The following is an 18,396-nucleotide window of genomic DNA, read 5'->3' as shown; positions in this document are numbered from 1 at the left end:
AAGAACGAGACCGATACCGATTTTTCCGGTGTGCCCGATGATGCAGTGGTAAGAGATCTTCTCGAACCCGTGGCAAGTCCCCCGCGGTTCCAGATCCTTAAGGCACTTTCCACCGGGACGCGGACGTTCTCGGACATCTCCCAGCTGACCGGGCTCCGTGGCGGAAACCTCCTTTTCCATATCCGTAAACTTGCCGATGCCGGTATGATCCTCCAGCGGCACGAGCGGGGGGATTACATCATCACGGACAAGGGATTCAAGACGCTGACGGCAATTGCGCAGCTGTACCAGATGGTGAATGTATAGAATGCCGGGACAGTGAACGGCGGGGGGATACTCCTGGATCATAAAAGCGGGGGCTGTCGCCCCCGCAGCGGATCAGGAGGGAGGAAACCGCACTCGCCCCGCCGTGCCCCGGAGGGGCCCTGAGGCGGGGTGGACTCTCATTGATTTTTACCGGTTTTCATTTGGATAAATAAAAAATTGCAAACTTTTTAGTACGCCTCATCATGATGAGCATATTTTACCAGGGTGATCAGCCCTTTCTTCTTTTCAAATTTATAGATGAGGACATGGTGCCCGATATGAATGCGCCACCGTCCCTGCATCGGCCGGCGGAGCGGTTTTCCGATCTCCGGGTTTTCACCTATCTCCTGAAGTTTCTTCACTATCTGCTCAAAGCGGGCAACATCTTTCGTCTTCATCTTCCTGAATGTCGCCTCAACATCAGGATCTGCAACAATCGTGTACGTCATTCAGAGATGGCCTTGATAAAAGCACCCATCGATTCGTACGTCTTTCCTTTTCCCTTTCTGATATCTGCCTCGGCTTTTTTCACCTGTCTGATGAATTCCGGCCTGATTGCAGATTCCGGAGGATAGACATTCTCATCGATCTTCTCTTCGATCCGGTCGAGCCGTGTTACGATATCGGTAAGAAGCGTCTCGATCTTCCGGTTTCCGGCTGCGTCCAGGGAGGAGTCTTGGACACCGGCGGGTGTCACGGATCCGGCATCTTCCAGAGGCGACGTATACGTTATTCCGGATTTCTTTGTGCCTTTTGTCCCCTTCGCCCGGGTCCCGCGTCCAGATGGCATAATATCTTTCATTATTTCGGGTGTTGTTCTTCAAGAGGCTTGTGCTTCATGCCGGGCGGGTTTATGAGCGGGGGATATCCTCTTCGCCAAAAGTCCCGCATGGTAATCCTCATCCGATTGGGTGAACGATGGGAAGCCCCCTAAACATACGCCCGTAAAACCGTCCGATTTCCCATCCTGAAAATAAAATGATGATAATGCCCCCGTTTGCCAAAATACGCCCAAATTGAGCCTTATATAATGCCCTTTGCGGCCTCATATTCGCGTTCTGGCGGCCACTGTTTCCGGGATCAGCCAAAAACCCATCCGGGCCCGGGATCGGCCTGTAAAACGCTTCTATGAGGACGTTTTATTTTGTCCGATTGCCAAAATACGGCTTATTTGGGCTTGTTTTTAAACGGAGCCCGATGCGGCCTTCTTTTGACCGCGTCAGACACCAATCGGGGCTCAATTTGAGCCCGGATTGGATCATGGGGAGGGCACTCTTTGCACCAACATGCGAGGAGTGACGCTGCCCCGGAAGGGAGGACTCGCGGGCGGGATATGAGAGATAACCGGGCAAGCGCAAATCCCCCTTTGTCTGTTCCCTGCGGCAGGAAGATCCAGGAAACAAAAAGAGGGGCTTGCAAAAGATGATCCCTTCTTTGCTTCCTTTTGCTCCTCTTCTTCCAGATGTTTGTTCTCGACAAGTCTGTCTGCAATTAACAGTATAACGCCAGGGATAGCGAAGACGAGAGCACCCACTTTTTGTGAAATTTATCATGATACCGGTAAGGCCTGTCAGAATCAGGTCATAGAGAAGAGCGTTTGTGATATGCCGCTTCCATCTGTACTTCCTCGTTTTTGCCTCCCCCAGGTTTCCCTTAAAAACAACTAAGTAAGTCCTATATGTATAGAGAATTGTAAAAAAATTATGGACGTCTCGTTTTGGTTTAATCCCGGCATAAATGTGGCATTACAGAACATATCGCCGTTTCTCACCTGGCTTATTACACGCGCGACAGTTGGAGATACGTTCCCCTGGTACCTGATGATAGTCTCACTTGTCTATCTGGGCCTCCATCCGAAGTACGGCGTACGGATTGCGGTATTGTTTGGCATATGCGAATCAGTCTTCTATTCCCTCAAACTCATATTTCACAATCCACGACCTTTCTGGGTCTCCTCTGAGGTGAAGGTATACCAGGCAGAGACAAATTTTGGATTTCTGTCAGGCGGCTCGATGAATGCTGTCGCATTATACGGATATATTGCAATAACCGTCAGGCGTTGGTGGATCACCATTCTCTGTATCCTTGTTGCCCTCTGGGTCATTCTTGCACGGCTTTTTGCCGGAGATCATTTTCTGGGGGATATCGCGGGCGGCCTGCTCGGGGGCCTGATTCTTCTGGTCCTTTATATGTCTGCGATGCCCGGGGTGGAGAAATTTGTCGGTACCCTGTCCCGGCCGGCCCGTATCCTTGGAATAGTTGCCCTCTCCTGTCTTCCGCTCATCCTTATAATTCCCGCATATTGCTCTGTTGCCAACTGGCAGCTACCCGCGGTCTGGGTGGAAGTCGCACAAAGTCATGGGGTAACAATCAATCCGGTTGTCATAAACTGGCGGGTCACGGGATATTTCTTAGGAAGTCTTCTGGGGTATGAGTACCTCACTACCTACAGAGGTGGATGGAACCCCCCCAAAGATTTGATGAAAAAAATTGTTGTGGTTATTGCAGGAACACTATCTGTTCTCCTGGTGAATATGATTGTTCCATCCCTCTTTACCATAGCAGGATTCTCTGACTTTTTACCTCCGGTGTCAGAAATTTTCGGTACGACTTTGGTTTTCTTCTGGCTTTGTGCATGTGTCCCGCTGATTGCTAAAAAATTGAATTGCGCGGGGAGTGTATGATTAAAATGGTTCTGTAAAGTCATTGGGAGCTTAATTATTTTTCTTCGATGGGGATTATATCCTGACACCAGCAGACTTCAAACAACCCCAAAACAAAAACTTTAAAAAAAGCAAAATTTCACTTTTTGCCTATGACAGGCGGAATGATTAAGCGAAGACGTATGCTTGTCGTTATCTGTGCGATGCTGCTGGTCGCGGCTGCATTGCTGATAACGGTTTACCAGTCGGCCGTTTCACAAGCCGACTACAATAACGGCTACGAGATTGGACTGGAAGCCTACACCTACGGTTTGCCACTGCTCGTGACCAACACGACGTTTGAAACCATGACCAGCATCAACGTCCCGGACGGTGCGTTTGGTCCGGTCAACCAGTTCAACAACGTACGCTCCCTAAACAACCCGGATAGCACGGCGGTTGTGGCGCCGAGCCCGACCAGCCTATCATCGATCGCATGGCTCGATCTGAGCAAAGAGCCACAAGTCCTCCATGTGCCGGAGGTAAAAGACCACTTCTTCGTCTTCTCCTTTATCGACCCCTACACCAACAACATCGCAAACCTCGGCAGCGTCAACCAGACCCCGCCGGGCGATTACGTAATTGCCGGCCCCGGCCAGTATACTGTGCCCATCCCTGCGGGGACCCACCGTATCGATGTCGACTACAACCGCATCTGGATCATAGGGGTAACCCAGCTGAAAGGCAGTTACGACATTGCAAATGTTACCCGCATCCAGGATGGCTACACCCTGACGCCATTGAGCCAGTACGGGACGAACTACCGGCAGAACAATCCGATGAATCCCAATGCGACCCCCCGGACTTATCAAATACCCGGCGGGCTCGCATTCTACGATATGCTCGGACAACAGCTTGCGCTGTTTCCACCGCCAGTAGCCGACCAGCCCGAGCTCGCCCGGTTCGCGGAGGTTGGGATCGGGCCCGGGATGGAACCCTCGCATAACCCGGGCCTGAGCAAAGATACCCTCAGGGGGCTAAATGACGCCGTAGCCGCCGGTCCGGCGCAGATCAGGAACGACACCATGGCCCTGTACCTTGAAAGTTTTGACCAGCACAACGGTTATCTCCTGGGAGGCTTCGGGCAGTATGGGACGAACTACCCCCTGCGTGCTGTCATAAGTCAGGTTGGCCTGGGTGCAGTTACCTCCGAACAGACGATTTATGCCATGAGCTGGGCAGATCCCGGCAAAAACCCGCTCAGCGGATCGACTAATTACGTCCTGCACATGGCGTCTGCTCCTCCGGTGAACCAGACCTGGTCGATCACCGCCTACACCCTGAATGGGACAATGATCCCCAATTCGATCAACCGGTATGAGATCGGCGACACGTCGCAGCTCGCATACAACGCCGATGGCTCGGTGGACCTCTACCTGCAGTCCACGTCACCTTCGGACCCGGCCCAGGTAAACAACTGGCTGCCGACCGCGAAGGGACAGGGATTCGAGATTATGTGGCGACTTGATGCTCCTGAAACGGCAGAGATCCCCGGCATTCTCAATGGCACGGGCTGGCAGCCGCCGGCAATCACCGCAGTGCCGTGACTGGGGATAGAGGGGGGCTGACTGCCCCACATCTCCACAGGGAAGGAGTGTCGCCGCCCCCGACGGGATGCACCCGCAGCGGATCAGAATGGGTGAAACTGCACTTGCCCAGTGAGGGCCCGACGAGGCGCCCGAGCGACTCCGAGCAAAGCGAGGAGGGGGAGGAATCGCTAAAATACCCGTTGTATCCTTTCGATAAATTCCCGGGCATCCGCTACAATAGACTCCGCTTCTTCGGGTGTCATCGCGGCTTCGATATTATAATCCACGGTTTCCCGGCGTTCTTTCGCATGGGAAAGGGCCCGGCCGTATGTATCTTCGATGACCCCGTTTTTAATGAATTCGAGCCCGAACTGGAGGATGAGCCCCTTGTGGCCTTTCGGGTGGAGATCCCGTGTCGACAGCAGAGCCCGGGCCGCATAGAACATCGCGTAATATGCCCGGCTCACGGCATCGTTATAATAACCGCCTTTGAGCAGGTATTCTGCGGCACTAAGGGTTTCTGCGGCAAGCAGGAGATCCCGGTCAGGCAACCGTGATCCCCTCTTTTCTGACATTTTGTAAAAAAGGGGAGAGACTGCCGGACAATTGTGCGTTCAGTACCTTAACCGACAGATACTCTCCCGTATCCACCATCACATCGAAGGCGAGCCCGGTCATTGCCCGCCACCCTTCCTGTTCATCGCCATTCCAGAGTACGAGGAGATCGATGTCGGATTCTGCATTCGCATCGCCCCGTGCCACCGACCCGTACAGGATGATTTGACCAATATGAGAGGAGTAACGCTCCTTTGCGATCCGGACAAACTGCCGGATGACCCTGTCGTACCGTTCCTGGAGGGGCATCTTCGTATATGATCCTTCGCCATTCACCATAAATACTTGCGGGAGGGAATGATCCCCTCCGAAAAAAAGAGGGGGGGTAGGGGACTCCTTATAGATCATCAAAGTGGGGGCTGTCGCCCACACACCCCCACGAGCGAGGAGTGCCGCCGCCGCTCAGACGGGAAGCAGACATGGCGGATCCTGAGGTGAGGCGCCCGGACAGGCACGTGCCCTGCTCAGATATTTCTGTCTCCATCCCATTCAACTCACTCCTCTTCTATCTTCTTTATGAATAAAAACAAGCAGGTCGGAAAGGGAAGAAACGGGCCGCAGGAATCATCAGATGTTGAAGCGGGATCCAAAAAAAATCCCATGCGAGCGGCCGGCCCGGCGAGACCCTAAAAGAGCAAAAGGAAAGCCCGGAAAAAATTATGGTCCCAGACCCTCGATAGTCTCGACAACCTTTTTCCCGGTCTCGGTTACCCGGTAATACCGGTCCCGGTTTTCTTCCGGTGTCAGGCATTCCACGAGCCCGACTTTTTCGAGTGCCTGGATTGTCCGGCTTACCGCGGCTCGTGCGACACCCAGATTCTTCGCAAGTTCTGTCGGGGTATTTGGCCGGAGAAGACCCTTGATAACTTTTCTTCTCACGCTCCCCCGTGTTACAAAACTCACGAGATTATACATCAAAGAGCGTAGGAATGGGATATGTATGGAGATGTATGATAGATGTGTAACAAATTTTATCCCCTCCCCCGTCGATATCCCTAATGGTGCCTGGTGTTCGTCATCCTGAATATGTGATACAATTATGGAGCAATCCCCCGGCTGAATATTCTTGTTCCCATCGGGAACAAAAGTCGCTCCGGCAGGATTTCACCAGACACCGTTTTTTTGGATGGATCAGTACTTCGAAAATACGCCCTTTACGGGCTCCGATTCCCTGCTTTTCCGGACCGGGAGGTAATAATTCCCGAAAAAACGGTAATAATTCAGGTTGTTTATACTCTTTTTACGTCGGAGATCGTGAGGTAACAATTAGCAGCATTTGGATGGCGAAAACTGATAAGGGGCAGGGATTTGCCTTTCCCGGGGGAGTTTATCTGATTGTAAGGGCCTGGCAGCGTTTTGGAGGAAGGAGGGATTTTACGACGGAGAACGGGGGAGGGGGGGGCGGGCAGCGGAGCCGTCTTTTACCTGCGGCACCCCCACCCCGGAAAAAAGATCCTCAAATTCACGTTTTTTTGGCCTTTTCGAGTGTTAGATGGGTAAAAGCAGGGGTCAAAATTATCCTCGATTCCAGGGCCTTTGGTGGCCTATAGCTGACATCGAAATCGGGCGAATTTCGGCAAACGGGGCTATTATAAGGCGTATTTTCCACACGAACTGGAAAGAAGCGATTTACGGGGTTTTCAGGAGAGGGTCAAAACAGGAAAGATGCAATCGGAGCCCTATACGGGCCCGGATTGAATGCCTAGATGAGCCGGATCAGGTAGTCTTTGTCCATAGGGTAGTATGGTTAAGTCCGGAATTTAATATGGTTATAGTGGGGTTAATTCACGAATATCCTGTACATAGCGGGTGGGGGAATGGGAGCGACCGACCACCGTAACTCCTCGCGTATGATCCTGCGGCACTTCAAGGAAAGTTACATATGAGGGTGCGGCCACGATGCAGGAATATTTTTGATAATCTTTTTTTTCGGATTTCCAAAAAAGATCTGTTTTAAGGATGAGACAATCCCGCTGAACTGCCCGACAAAACCCGGGCTCATGCCTGAGTTTCCGAGTCTAAAACCTGATTGCATAGTTCATCGCAACACCGGATAAATATGTTTTCCCGGGGTACATTCCGGAACTGAATATCAGTAAAATTCTTTTCTACTATCGCAAGTTCTGCCCTGATTTGGGCAAGATGGGGTTTTGTAATACGGTACTGGTTGTTGATTTGCTTTATCACGAGCTCACTGTCGGAATAAACAATTATTGATTCTGTGGCAAACTCCTGTGCCATTTTAAGTGCAGATATGATCGCGTAATATTCAGCAGTATTATTTGTGGTCTTTCCAATCGTTTTGGATTCTTCAAAGATAATGTCATTATTCCTGACGAAGATGAACCCGTATGCCGCGAGCCCGGGATTTCCCCGCGAGGCCCCATCGGTATAAACCTCAAGAGGTGCAGGGGGGGACTTTTTGGAATTAATACCCGACATTACCATTAACGATAGCAGCATGAGGGAAAAAGGTGACGGGATTGAACTCACCACAGCCCTGTGAGTGGCGGGTGCGGGGGTTTAGTCCGACTCCGGTTTTCTCCATAAGGAGCCGGATCTTCTTTTTTTAGTTGCTTATACCGGGCAGGATCTTTTGCACGAACCTTACGGCGGGCAGACACAAAGATCCGGATCACTCCACGCGAAGCACACGTTCCGGTGCCGGGACCTGAGAATAGTTTCCCCTCCCGCTGAGGGAGGGGGGGTGCCTAAAATTCCGAGGGGAACGTGGAACGGGGGATGGCGTGAATTAATTTTAACCGGTTTTTTTCGGGATAATTAAAAAAAAGAAAAGGTATTTTTAGTATACCTCATCGTGGCGCGCATAATCGGTAAGGACAATCACCTGCTTTTTTAGATCGATCGTGTAGATGAGGACATAATGCCCGATGTGCAGCCGGCGGCTGCCTTTCAATGGGTTCTTCAGTGGCTTTCCCATCTCCGGGTTATCGGCAAGTTCACGGAGTTTCTTTGCGACCTGTTCGAACCGGACCGGATCCTTTTTTGCCAGTTTCTTCAAACTGGCCTCGACATCCGGTTCCGGTATGACCCTGAATGTCATTGCTTAAGGGCCGCGATGAAATCGTCCATCGATGCATAGGTTTTTGCCCGGCCCTTTGACGGTTTTGTCTGGATCCTCTTTATTTTCTGAATATATTCCAGCCTGATTGCCGATTCCGGGGGATAGACCGTCTCATCGATCTTCTCCTCGATCCGGTCGAGCCGTGTTACGATATCGGACAGAAGCGTCTCGATCTTCCGGTTTCCGGCTGCGTCCAGGGAGGATTCAGGGACTCCGGCGGGAGCCCCGGATCCGGTGTCCTCAAGAGGCGACGTATACGTTATTCCGGATTTCTTTGTGCCTTTTGTGCCCTTCGACCGGGTCCCGCGTCCAGATGGCATGGTATCCTAGCATTAGTTCGGGTGTTGTTCTGCAAGAGAATTTTCAGACTGCAACCGTCTCGACACGCACACGGCTGATGATCACTTCGTCATCGACCGGGATCTCTTCCTTGTCCTCCTTCATGCAGGCAAGGTGAAGCCCGATTGCCTCTTTGGTATTTGCAATCGTCTCCTCCACGGTTTCACCCTGCGAGAGACATCCCGGGAGTGCCGGAACTTCCGCCCAGAACCCTCCTTCTTCTGCTTTATGGATAAGAATTGTATATTCCATGGTGTACCCCCTACAGTAATTTTTCAAATTCCTCATCGGACAGTCCCGCCTTGCTGATGGCGGCCTTGAGGAGTCCGATTTTAACGGTACCCGACACGGGGATAGTGATCAGCTGCCCGTCCGGCATCTTGATATTCACATGATCGTCTTTTCCCGCACGGACTTTTCCTCCCGCGTTGACAAATGCCGCCCGGACTGCATCTTTTCCCTTCACGTTGTAAAGAGAGGTCACCGTTCACGATCCTTTATCCATAGTGGGTGGGGGGTATTCATCATCTTTTTGTTACGGGAGATTGCTATCAGAAACAAGATTTTAGGGGGAGGGGGTACCCCCCGGTTGGCCCGGCTCATGGGGGGGGGTGCTCCGCACTTACCGGGCTACCGGACGAAAAAAATATTCTTCAAAAATCATACAGGTACTAATCCCGCTATACTTTTGCCAGCACCATGATTTTCCTGTCGGCAATGACAATAAGCAGTCCCACAACGCTGAGGATTACCAGTACTGCAGCAATTGAATGCAGGCTCTGATCACTGACATCCGGATTAAAGAATATCGCAATAAGGGCCGACGATGCAACCGAGCCAAAATACCCAAAGGTACGGAACAGGCCTGATGCGGTACCGATCTGATCTGCGGTGACCTGGGTGTAAAAGGTTGTCTGGTTCGCACTGGCACACATCCCCATGGTAATCCCGAAGATCGCCGTGATTACAACGATCCAGATTATCGGAGTCGCCGTGGTAAATAAAAATACACCCGCAGACCCTGCCAGGCAGGCAACGGCAGACACAATAAGAGGAGTGCGCACGAGGTTCCGCCGCGAGACCAGCCACGCAAGCACAATGGATATGATACTCATTGGCAAAATGATGAATCCTGCATCAGCACATGAAATATTTTTGTCGATCTCAAGCCATTGCGTGACACCATACATTACGGTGTAGACGCACAGCATCGCAAGGGCAAAGCGCACATAGGTGAGTATCAATGGCCGGTTCGTTGCCAACAGATGGAGATCAATAAAAGGCTGGCTCACATGTCCTTCCCACCAGACAAAGGCCAAACCGAGCAGAATAACTACGCCTAACACAACCCAATCCGGATCTGGTAGTGACATGAGAAAGACCAGGAGGGCAATCATCGCGCCGCTAAAGACCGTGATGCCGGCCAGATCAATGCGGGCTGCCAGATCACGGAGCGTCTTTGTACTCCTGAATGGAGGGTCCCGGGGGATCCAGGACACAGCCATAATGAGCGCCACGAGAGCCAGCGGGACGTTAATAAAAAACACGCTCTGCCAGCCCCAGGCGGCGACGAGGAATCCGCCAATGGGCAGACCTATAACCGCAGTCGCCATTCCCGCAATCACAAGGCCGCCAAGCACTCCTCCCGGGGGCTCGGTCAGCCCGGCCGATTCGGCCCGCTGTCGGATCAAAAGCATTGCCGAAGGATATCCGGTCGAGGTGCCCACACCAATCAGGACACGTGATACGATCAACGTTGCGAGGTCATGGCCTAAGCCACCCAGCACTCCCCCGGCCAGTACTGCGAGAATACCTGCAAGGAACACCCGCCGTGGCCCAAATGCCTCCGATAATTTTCCGGCTGCCGGCTGGGCAACGATACAGGCCATATAGAGTGCCGCGACCAGGACAGCAGTCTGTCCGACCGGAACGTTGATGGCCGCTGCAATTGGGACCAATGCAGTGGCAATGAATGAACTGTTGACAGGATTTAGTGCGGAGCCGATATACAGGGGTGTTACAAAACGCCAATCGAACGCTTTTTTGCTTTCGGTGGGTTGTGGTGAGTTGGATTCATTCATTCTTGCTCTCCGGAAATTGGCGGATAATTTTTTCTTTACATTTTCAATGGGAGGAAATCAAATATCGATAAAATGTTACGGGCAGGTTGTCAGTGGCGGTTCTGATAAATCGGCGGTTGAAGGAAAATTGTCCCGAGGGGAATAACCGGGGATCAACTGCCGGATTCTCAAACGTCCTTTTCATTTTCCCACAAATCCGTTTTTTCAGGTATTTTTCTTTGCGAATTCCCGGACTTTCGCCGATGCATCGGGCCTGAGCGGTATTCCATGTCCTGGCAGCATGATATCAACATCACGTGCGGCGATTTTATCGATCGATTGTAGTACTTCACCTGAGTCTAATGCGGCCGGTCCTGTCTCGATTTTACTGCCGGTAAATCTCAACAGATCCCCGACAAACAGAATTTTTGATGACGGATCAAAAAGACAGATACTTCCCGGGGTATGACCCGGCGTATGAATGACGGTGAGACCGGCGATAGTGTCACCGTCGTTGAGCGTTATATCCGGTTCAACAGGTTTTGACCCGAAAAACAGGGGGATGAGGACTTTAAAGATCATTCCCTTAACACCTCCCGGTGCAGGCTGGGGTTTCCTGCCGGCAACGTAGTCCGCATCTGCTATGTGAATGGCTACCTTCGCACCGCTCAGTTTTTTGAGATCGCTCGCGTCGCCCACGTGATCAATATGAAAGTGTGTGAGGACGATCGTTCTGATTTCTGCTGGTTCCCGCTTAAGAACATCCTGAATATATTTTACTATTTTTACGCTGTTTTTGGGCATTCCCGTGTCGATAAGTGTCAATCCGTCCCGAACAATAATAAAACAATTACCCTTTACTCCATCGACCTGGTGAATTCCCGGTACTATCTCCATAATCCTTCAACTCCGTTTTTTTTGTTTCTTCACTACAAAGATCCCATGTATGTCAATTTATAGCGGATACTAACAATTTTGGCCTGTGCTAACAAAATATATAGTGACTATCGATGACGAGGAACAAGGATTATTGGCGATGGATTGAGGCTGCACTCAATGTGATCGGAGGGAAGTGGAAACTGCTGATCGTTATTGCATTAATGGACGGGACCCGGCGGTTTAGCGAGATCTCGCGTAAGCTTCCGACAATCAGCGAGAGGATGCTCGTTAAACAGCTCCGTGAGATGGAGCACGACGGTATTATTACAAGGACCGTCTATCCGGTGGTTCCCGCGAAGGTAGAATATTCGCTTACACAGTCAGGTGAAAAACTGATTCCGGTTTTGAATATTCTCGGCGCATGGAGTATACTCTACCTTGAATCCAATGAGGTCTGTAAAGGGTTGTCCGTGCCAGTGGACGTAGACTCCGCCAAACTTAGTCAGCTGCTCGAAGATCTCGACGGTATCCTTCAGGATGCCGACAAAAAAATAAAACGACAAAGCAATCACCATAAGTAATCTCTGGATTTTCCAGGGCTAATCGGTGGCCGGGCGGTGCCGATCTTTTAGAAAGTTGCCGTCCCGCGAGCCCGCTCTTTTTTTTAGAACCGTGGGGGATACCCCCCTCCGGGCCCGGCACATGGGTGGGGGGGGTGATCCCCTCTTAGAAAAAAAGAGGTGGGGGGGTAGGGGGATCACCCCCCTCCCCCCCAGGTCCGCAAACGGCACTTTTTCTGCACGACCCAGGCCGTCGTTTCGCGTGGAATCTCCGGCGGGGAACCGGGTCTTCCGGCATTTTCCCGGAATGTGGCGGTTCGCATGTCCGGGCGCTGGTGGGGGAGGGGGGTACCCCCCACCTGGCCCGGCACATGGGTGGGGGGGGTGATCCCCTCTTAGAAAAAAAGAGGCGGGGGGGTAGGGGGATCACCCCCCTCCCCCCCGGTCCGCGAACGGCACTTTTTCTGCACGGTTTGAACCGTTGTTTCGCGGGGAGGTGCTTTTGGGGAGAATTGGAGGAAGTTTGCGGCCGGGCCGGTCATGAGAAGGGGAGCTGATGGGCTAGTATCATCGAACGAGCGGGGAGGGATATGGCGGTCGAGGGGAAGCACAGGCAGCGAAGCGATTACCGAGATAACTGTATACATAATCTGCCCGAGAGGTGATCCAACTAACTTTCAAAGTCAATGTGTTAATTTGACACTTTCACAGCACACGGTACCTGCCATATATATTATGAAAGATATGAGATCTATTGATGAAACAAAAATTATGGTGCGAGCCTAACCATTCTTGCATGTCGAGGTACAGTATGACATAATTGAGGGATATATGCCAAATAAATCCATCATACCCATCTTGAAATTACACGAAAAAATTACCCATCCGGATAGAGCACAAAATCTTCCGTCATGCATTATAAAAATTGAAGATTTTCTCCTTACGAACGGAAAACCTAACCTACGGGTTATCCACGAAATTCGGGATAGTGGGGGGTTACGTGAATTTCTTGATACGTCTAGTCAAATCATCTTTTCTTCAATAATACCAGATCCACTTCTTGAACGAATTAATCTTGATACGTATCGATATCTGAATGAGGAGTTCCAACCCGAGTTCTATATTACACCAGATGGACCTACTTACTCAAGTTGTAAAAAATATTCTCGGGATCAAATTGATCTTGTCCTTGAACTCACTGCAGAATTGATGAGACAATTCCCGGATTCCACTCCTATTGGTTTGATTAAAGGATGTAATTTTGCTCAAATGGATTTTCACTCCGATAAACTACGGGAACTGGGAGTAAGTCAGTTTTGCTTGCATGCCGGTGATTGCTTATGCAATGCACCGACATATGCAAAAGATCTGATTGTAGATTGTGGCCGTTCCTTGGCTGAAAAAGTCCCTGATCTTATGATTTACGGAGTTGGCAGTAGACATACTTTCCAACGATTTCATTATGCAAAAAAATTTGCGACGAATAGTCATTATATGCAAACTTTCAAACATCGGGTAATTCAGGGAGCCACTTGGACTGCTTTCAAAGGGGATTTTACAAAAAGAATTGTCATGCAAAATTTCAATTATCTTCGAAGACTTGTCGAGCAGCAAAGTGACACTCAAGAGATAACAGCATGGATTACAGATGCCTCAAATGATGAATGTTCTGATGAAGTATCAGAAATATCGAGTATTGATCGAAGAATCTTGAAAATTTTGGAGAACGGATAATGGGTACAATATATGGAGATAAACGATTTAGGAAAAATCCCTCGCTGGCGAATACACCGGATGGTCAAACAACGATAGGGGACATCCCCGAAATGCCTGATAGGAAACGATCCGTTAACGATAATGATGAAAAAATCCGGCAAATGATTTCAACAACGCGACCGGGAGAGCTGGGAATTGTTTGTCTTAATGTTGGCCAAGGTGATGCAACAATCGTTCGACTACCTAATGGGAAACTCATGGTTGTCGACTGTAATGTAGACAACTCTCCAGAAAACCTTGTAAAATATCTTAAAGATGCCGGAATCAAAAAAATTGATTACCTTATTATTACGCATCCTCACCAGGATCATATGAGCGGGACGAAAGATATTGCGGATAATTTTGAGGTCGGAGAAGTTTGGACAACAGATTATAAAAGAAAGAGAAGTGAGGAAAACCCTGAAAGTTATGAAGCATACCGTGAGTATGTCAAAGCTTTAGATAAACTTGAAAAAAATGGTGCAACGATAAGGACGCCAACGGCATCGAATGATCCGATTGTTAAAGACGGAAAATTAGAAATACGGGCGTTAGGTCCATCTGCATCAGTTCAGGGGAATAATGAAGATATTCATGAAGAATCACTTGTCGTTCAAGTTAATGTCGGAAAAACTTCAGCATTATTTGCGGGAGACACAACCAATAACCAGCTGGATCGAATCTGCAAATACTATCGCATCGAAAAAACGACACTTTTGCATGCTCCTCATCATGGATCTGATGAAGGTGCGAATAAAGATGCAATGAAACAAATTCAACCTGAACATACAGTAATATCTGTCGGAAAAGGAAATCCTCATGGTCATCCTAACGTGGATGCAATGAAAACTTACAAAACAACCACTCAAGACACAATTTATCGGACTGATAAGGGTAATATTGGAATTCGGTTTGATTCTGACGGAAATTGTATCGAAAAACTGCAATAGATCATGTCAATTTGTTATTGATAAATGGAAGGTTAGGGATGGACAAATTTAGTTATTATGATACCCTCTCAAATTTAATTCCCGGCTTGGTTTTTTTATGGGCATTATCTGTCCTAGGCCCGTTTTCCACAAACGGGCTATCACTAATCCTTACCGGCAATGTAATTGTTGATCCTGTCCTGCTATTGGCTATCGCTTATCTTACCGGTCACTTACTACAATTTCTATCGAAATATTCTATTGAGATATTGGTCAAACAATTGTTCTGGGGAGGTTATTTTTTTTCAGAACTTTTCCTTATTACGGCCTACAAAAAATGCAATGAAATCGAATTTAATCGATATTTCGCATATGCGGAAAATGATCTGAAAATACCCAAGGAAAAACTTGAGATATTACGTGATCCTCAAGTGATAGTTGACAAAAAAAAGATGGAAGCCGCAACAACTCTATCTCAAACAATTTATCGCATTGTTGATGCAAAATCCTCTGATTCTACAAAGGGGGAGAAGGCACAATTACAAAATATTTTTCACTCATTTTTCCGAAATCTCGCAATGCTCTTCTTAATTCTTGGAGTTATGGATGTTATTTCTATGATTATCCATGTAACAGATTTGAATCTAAAAATAATGGCAATTGCTGCATTGAATTTTTTATTGACTGGAATTTTTCTTTATCAAGCAAAACAACGAGGAGAATATTATATCAAAGGCTTGTTTTGGAGTTTTGCGTAAACCATGCTACACCTTAGCACACACAATTATATACCGCAAGCTCCAACCAGTAAGTATGCAGGACGAGTGCCACAGCATTCATGAGGGTTTTTTTGCCCGTGAACGTCTTTATCTCCACTAGTTCACCCGCCCGTTGCATCAGTGAAATCGTTTCTGAACCGCTCTTGAATGCAGAGACCGCAGGGTCCCGCTTCTTTGGCTTTTTTGGCTTTTATTACCGGTATTATTTCTGGTATTGATCAAGCCCCTTGGTTTGCACGCCAGGTATTTGTGTGAATGCAGGGGGAGGATGTTGTTGTTACTATGAGAGGAAAGGAAATTCGTCTGGAAAGAATCATGAACCGCAATACGAAGAAAACGATCATCGTACCGATGGATCACGGGGTCTCGGACGGGCCGATCCCGGGCCTGATCGATATGGGCCAGACCGTGAACCTGATCGCGGACGGCGGGGCCAATGCCGTGATCGGCCACGTGGGGCTCGCCCTCTACGGCCACCGGCAGGGAGGCAGGGACATCGGCCTCATCCTTCACCTGTCGGCCTCCACCTCGCTTGGGCCGGACCCGAACGAGAAGGTGCTCGTGAACTCGGTGACCAATGCGCTGAAGATGGGCGCCGACGCGGTCTCGATGCACGTGAACATCGGGGCCGAGTCCGAGGCCCGGATGCTCTCCGATCTCGGGCAGGTGGCAGTCGAGTGCATGGAGTGGGGGATGCCGCTCCTTGCGATGATGTACCCGAGGGGAAAGAACATCAAGAAGGAGAACGATGTCGAGCAGGTGAAGCTCGCCGCACGGGTGGCAGCCGAGCTCGGGGCGGATATCGTAAAGACCGTGTACACCGGTGACCCGGAATCCTTCCGCGAAGTGACGAGGGGATGTCCCGTGCCGGTCGTGGTCGCCGGAGGTTCAAAGACGGATGACCGCACAACATTGGAATTAATAGAAGGCGCGATGGCGGGCGGTGCGGCAGGGATCTCGATCGGCCGGAACGCCTTCCAGCACCGGATGCCGGACAAGTTCGTCCGGGCGGCGGCCTGCATCGTGCACCAGAACAAGAGCGTCGATGAGGCGCTCAAAGTCCTCAACGGGTAAGGTGGCAGAAATGATTGGAAAGGAGATCAGGATCGAACGGATCATGGACAGGAACACGGGAAGAGCCGTGATCATTCCCATGGACCACGGTTTTTCCATGGGCCAGATCGACGGCCTGCTGGATATGACGAAAGTCATTACGGACGTGAGCGAGGGCGGGGCAAACGCGATCGTCCTCCACAAGGGCATGGTGAAAAGGGGACACCGGCGGCACGGCCGGGACATCGGGCTCATCGTGCACCTCTCGGGCAGCACCTCGCTCAACCCGGACCCGAACGACAAGGTGCTCGTCTGCTCCGTGGAAGAGGCAATCGCGCTCGGGGCCGACGCGGTCTCCATCCACATCAACCTCGGCGCCCCGAACGAATCGAAGATGCTCGAAGCCGGCGCAAAGATCGTCCGGGACTGCAACCGCTGGGGCATGCCGCTCCTTGTCATGATCTACCCGAGGGGAAAGGGCATCGACCCGGCATCCCCCCAGACCATCGGGCAGTGCGTCCGGGTCGCCGAAGAGCTCGGCGCCGACATGATCAAGACCAGTTACCCGGGCAGCCCCGAGGCATTCACCCGGATCACCAAAGCCTGCTCGGTGCCGGTCTTTGTCGCCGGCGGCGAGAAGTGCAGCGACCTTGAATCCCTCGAGATGATCCGGGACTCGGTCGCGGCAGGCGGGGCGGGCGTATGCATGGGAAGGAACGCCTTCCAGCGCGACAATACCCGGGCGTTTGTCCATGCCATCTGCCGGGTCGTGCACAACAAGGTCGACCCGGCAAAGGCGCTGGAGCAGCCGTAACATGAAGCAGTTCTGGGTGGACTGCCGCCCGTGGAACAAGGATATCGCGACGACTGCCATCGAGAGCGGTGCGGATGCGATCGTGGCCGACCGGGCAGCGGACGTAAAAAGGCTCGGGCGGATCACGACCGTCGCACCGGATGGCGACCTCGTTTTCGGGAAAGATGTGATCGAGTGCACGATCACGGACAAGGCGAGCGAGAACGAGGCGGCAGAAAAAGGGAAGACCCGGATCGTGATCGTCACCACGAGCGACTGGACGGTCATCCCGCTCGAAAACCTTGTCGCCCAGTCGGACCGGATCGTTGCGGCCGTGAAGGATGCACACGAGGCAGAGCTCGCGCTGCATGTCCTGGAAAAAGGCGTCTGGGGGATCCTGTTGAAGACTACCGACCCGTCCGCGGTAAAAGCGGTCGCGGCGCTCATAAAAAGCCAGGCCGGCACGGTCAGCCTCGTGCCGTTCACCGTGACGAGGATCCGGCCGGTGGGCATGGGCGACCGGGTCTGTGTGGACACCTGCTCGATGCTCGCCGACGGCGACGGCATGCTGATGGGCAACACCTCCTCAGCCATGCTCCTCGTGCACGCCGAGACGCTCGAAAACCCCTACGTCGCACCCCGCCCGTTCCGGGTGAACGCCGGTGCGGTGCACGCGTACATCCTGCTCCCGGACGGGAAGACCGCGTACCTCTCGGATCTTGTCATCGGGGGCCAGGTGCTCGTGTCCGACCACAAGGGCGCCGGCCGGTCAGCGATCGTGGGCCGGACCAAGATTGAGCGCCGGCCGCTCCTTCTCGTGGAGGCACAAGCCGAAGGAGGGGCAAAAGCAAGCCTGATCCTCCAGAACGCCGAGACGATCCGGCTCGTCGCCCCCGACGGGAGCGCGATCTCGGTCGTGAATCTTGCCGCAGGGGATAAGATCCTCGGGTGTTCGCTGGAAGGCGGCAGGCATTTTGGCATGGCCGTCAAAGAGACGATCCGCGAGAAGTGA

Annotated in this window: 22 protein-coding genes; 10 read left to right on the top strand and 12 right to left on the bottom strand. The window is 51.3% G+C overall.

Annotated elements, in window-relative coordinates:
• The coding region (locus tag ACLQMU_RS05325) for a helix-turn-helix domain-containing protein (RefSeq protein ID WP_443673597.1) at positions 1–306 on the top strand (306 nt) is incomplete at its 5' end.
• 188 nt (positions 307–494) lie between these two features.
• Here ACLQMU_RS05325 and ACLQMU_RS05320 read toward each other — a convergent pair.
• Positions 495–755, bottom strand: a complete 261-nt coding sequence (locus ACLQMU_RS05320) for a type II toxin-antitoxin system RelE family toxin (protein WP_424039853.1) — start codon at positions 753–755, stop codon at positions 495–497.
• Positions 752–1,096, bottom strand: a complete 345-nt coding sequence (locus ACLQMU_RS05315) for a DUF2683 family protein (protein ID WP_424039855.1) — start codon at positions 1,094–1,096, stop codon at positions 752–754. The genes ACLQMU_RS05320 and ACLQMU_RS05315 overlap by 4 nt, the downstream gene beginning before the upstream one ends.
• Before the next feature lie 913 nt (positions 1,097–2,009).
• On the opposite strand from ACLQMU_RS05315, the gene ACLQMU_RS05310 reads away from it, so the two are divergent.
• On the top strand, positions 2,010–2,990 hold the full coding sequence (locus ACLQMU_RS05310; protein WP_422149107.1) for a phosphatase PAP2 family protein: 981 nt from the start codon (positions 2,010–2,012) through the stop codon (positions 2,988–2,990).
• Between the two features lie 131 nt (positions 2,991–3,121).
• Positions 3,122–4,555 carry a DUF1254 domain-containing protein gene (locus ACLQMU_RS05305; RefSeq protein WP_424040065.1) on the top strand — a complete coding sequence of 478 codons (1,434 nt, stop codon included), beginning with the start codon at positions 3,122–3,124 and terminating at the stop codon, positions 4,553–4,555.
• Between the two features lie 170 nt (positions 4,556–4,725).
• On the opposite strand, the gene ACLQMU_RS05300 is transcribed toward ACLQMU_RS05305, so the two are convergent.
• The 10 genes from ACLQMU_RS05300 to ACLQMU_RS05255 all read right to left on the bottom strand — a co-directional run bounded on the left by ACLQMU_RS05300 (position 4,726) and on the right by ACLQMU_RS05255 (position 11,533).
• Positions 4,726–5,088, bottom strand: coding sequence for a HEPN domain-containing protein (locus tag ACLQMU_RS05300; protein WP_422150661.1), 363 nt, complete (start codon positions 5,086–5,088; stop codon positions 4,726–4,728).
• Positions 5,081–5,401: a nucleotidyltransferase family protein gene (locus ACLQMU_RS05295; RefSeq protein WP_422150660.1), complete on the bottom strand. Its 321-nt coding sequence runs from the start codon at positions 5,399–5,401 to the stop codon at positions 5,081–5,083. The genes ACLQMU_RS05300 and ACLQMU_RS05295 overlap by 8 nt, the downstream gene beginning before the upstream one ends.
• A gap of 408 nt (positions 5,402–5,809) precedes the next feature.
• A complete protein-coding gene (locus ACLQMU_RS05290; protein WP_424040068.1) occupies positions 5,810–6,055 on the bottom strand; it encodes a helix-turn-helix domain-containing protein in 246 nt (81 codons plus the stop codon).
• A gap of 1,095 nt (positions 6,056–7,150) precedes the next feature.
• Positions 7,151–7,615 (bottom strand): ribonuclease HI family protein, encoded by a 465-nt coding sequence (locus ACLQMU_RS05285; protein WP_443673596.1) that lies wholly within the window; start codon positions 7,613–7,615, stop codon positions 7,151–7,153.
• A gap of 340 nt (positions 7,616–7,955) precedes the next feature.
• Positions 7,956–8,216, bottom strand: a complete 261-nt coding sequence (locus tag ACLQMU_RS05280; protein ID WP_443673595.1) for a type II toxin-antitoxin system RelE family toxin — start codon at positions 8,214–8,216, stop codon at positions 7,956–7,958.
• Positions 8,213–8,557: a hypothetical protein gene (locus tag ACLQMU_RS05275; protein WP_422149369.1), complete on the bottom strand. Its 345-nt coding sequence runs from the start codon at positions 8,555–8,557 to the stop codon at positions 8,213–8,215. The genes ACLQMU_RS05280 and ACLQMU_RS05275 overlap by 4 nt, the downstream gene beginning before the upstream one ends.
• 43 nt (positions 8,558–8,600) lie before the next feature.
• Positions 8,601–8,828 carry a type II toxin-antitoxin system HicB family antitoxin gene (locus ACLQMU_RS05270; protein ID WP_422149370.1) on the bottom strand — a complete coding sequence of 76 codons (228 nt, stop codon included), beginning with the start codon at positions 8,826–8,828 and terminating at the stop codon, positions 8,601–8,603.
• A gap of 10 nt (positions 8,829–8,838) precedes the next feature.
• A complete protein-coding gene (locus ACLQMU_RS05265; RefSeq protein WP_443673594.1) occupies positions 8,839–9,060 on the bottom strand; it encodes a type II toxin-antitoxin system HicA family toxin in 222 nt (73 codons plus the stop codon).
• 196 nt (positions 9,061–9,256) lie between these two features.
• Complete coding sequence (locus tag ACLQMU_RS05260; RefSeq protein WP_443673593.1) at positions 9,257–10,657, bottom strand: MFS transporter; 1,401 nt, start codon at positions 10,655–10,657, stop codon at positions 9,257–9,259.
• 204 nt (positions 10,658–10,861) lie between these two features.
• Positions 10,862–11,533, bottom strand: coding sequence for an MBL fold metallo-hydrolase (locus ACLQMU_RS05255; RefSeq protein WP_443673592.1), 672 nt, complete (start codon positions 11,531–11,533; stop codon positions 10,862–10,864).
• Between the two features lie 113 nt (positions 11,534–11,646).
• Between ACLQMU_RS05255 and ACLQMU_RS05250 the strand changes: the two genes are divergently transcribed.
• The 7 genes from ACLQMU_RS05250 (at position 11,647) to ACLQMU_RS05220 (ending at position 18,396) form a co-directional block, all read left to right on the top strand.
• On the top strand, positions 11,647–12,096 hold the full coding sequence (locus ACLQMU_RS05250; protein WP_443673591.1) for a winged helix-turn-helix transcriptional regulator: 450 nt from the start codon (positions 11,647–11,649) through the stop codon (positions 12,094–12,096).
• Between the two features lie 837 nt (positions 12,097–12,933).
• Positions 12,934–13,809 (top strand): hypothetical protein, encoded by an 876-nt coding sequence (locus ACLQMU_RS05245; RefSeq protein WP_443673590.1) that lies wholly within the window; start codon positions 12,934–12,936, stop codon positions 13,807–13,809.
• A complete protein-coding gene (locus ACLQMU_RS05240; RefSeq protein ID WP_443673589.1) occupies positions 13,809–14,780 on the top strand; it encodes a ComEC/Rec2 family competence protein in 972 nt (323 codons plus the stop codon). The genes ACLQMU_RS05245 and ACLQMU_RS05240 overlap by 1 nt, the downstream gene beginning before the upstream one ends.
• A 38-nt stretch (positions 14,781–14,818) precedes the next feature.
• Positions 14,819–15,517: a hypothetical protein gene (locus ACLQMU_RS05235; protein ID WP_422149376.1), complete on the top strand. Its 699-nt coding sequence runs from the start codon at positions 14,819–14,821 to the stop codon at positions 15,515–15,517.
• 303 nt (positions 15,518–15,820) lie between these two features.
• Positions 15,821–16,612 (top strand): 2-amino-3,7-dideoxy-D-threo-hept-6-ulosonate synthase, encoded by a 792-nt coding sequence (locus ACLQMU_RS05230; protein ID WP_422149375.1) that lies wholly within the window; start codon positions 15,821–15,823, stop codon positions 16,610–16,612.
• Positions 16,613–16,622: 10 nt separating this feature from the next.
• The gene (locus ACLQMU_RS05225; protein WP_422149374.1) at positions 16,623–17,405 is read left to right on the top strand and encodes a 2-amino-3,7-dideoxy-D-threo-hept-6-ulosonate synthase; all 783 of its coding nucleotides are present in this window, start codon (positions 16,623–16,625) and stop codon (positions 17,403–17,405) included.
• A gap of 1 nt (position 17,406) precedes the next feature.
• Complete coding sequence (locus ACLQMU_RS05220) at positions 17,407–18,396, top strand: 3-dehydroquinate synthase II (protein ID WP_424039550.1); 990 nt, start codon at positions 17,407–17,409, stop codon at positions 18,394–18,396.

The sequence above is a fragment of the Methanoregula sp. genome, from assembly GCF_052325125.1.
Lineage (GTDB): Archaea > Halobacteriota > Methanomicrobia > Methanomicrobiales > Methanospirillaceae > Methanoregula.
The sequence above is the reverse complement of the archived record's forward strand: the minus strand, read 5'-3'. Positions and strand labels throughout refer to the sequence as shown.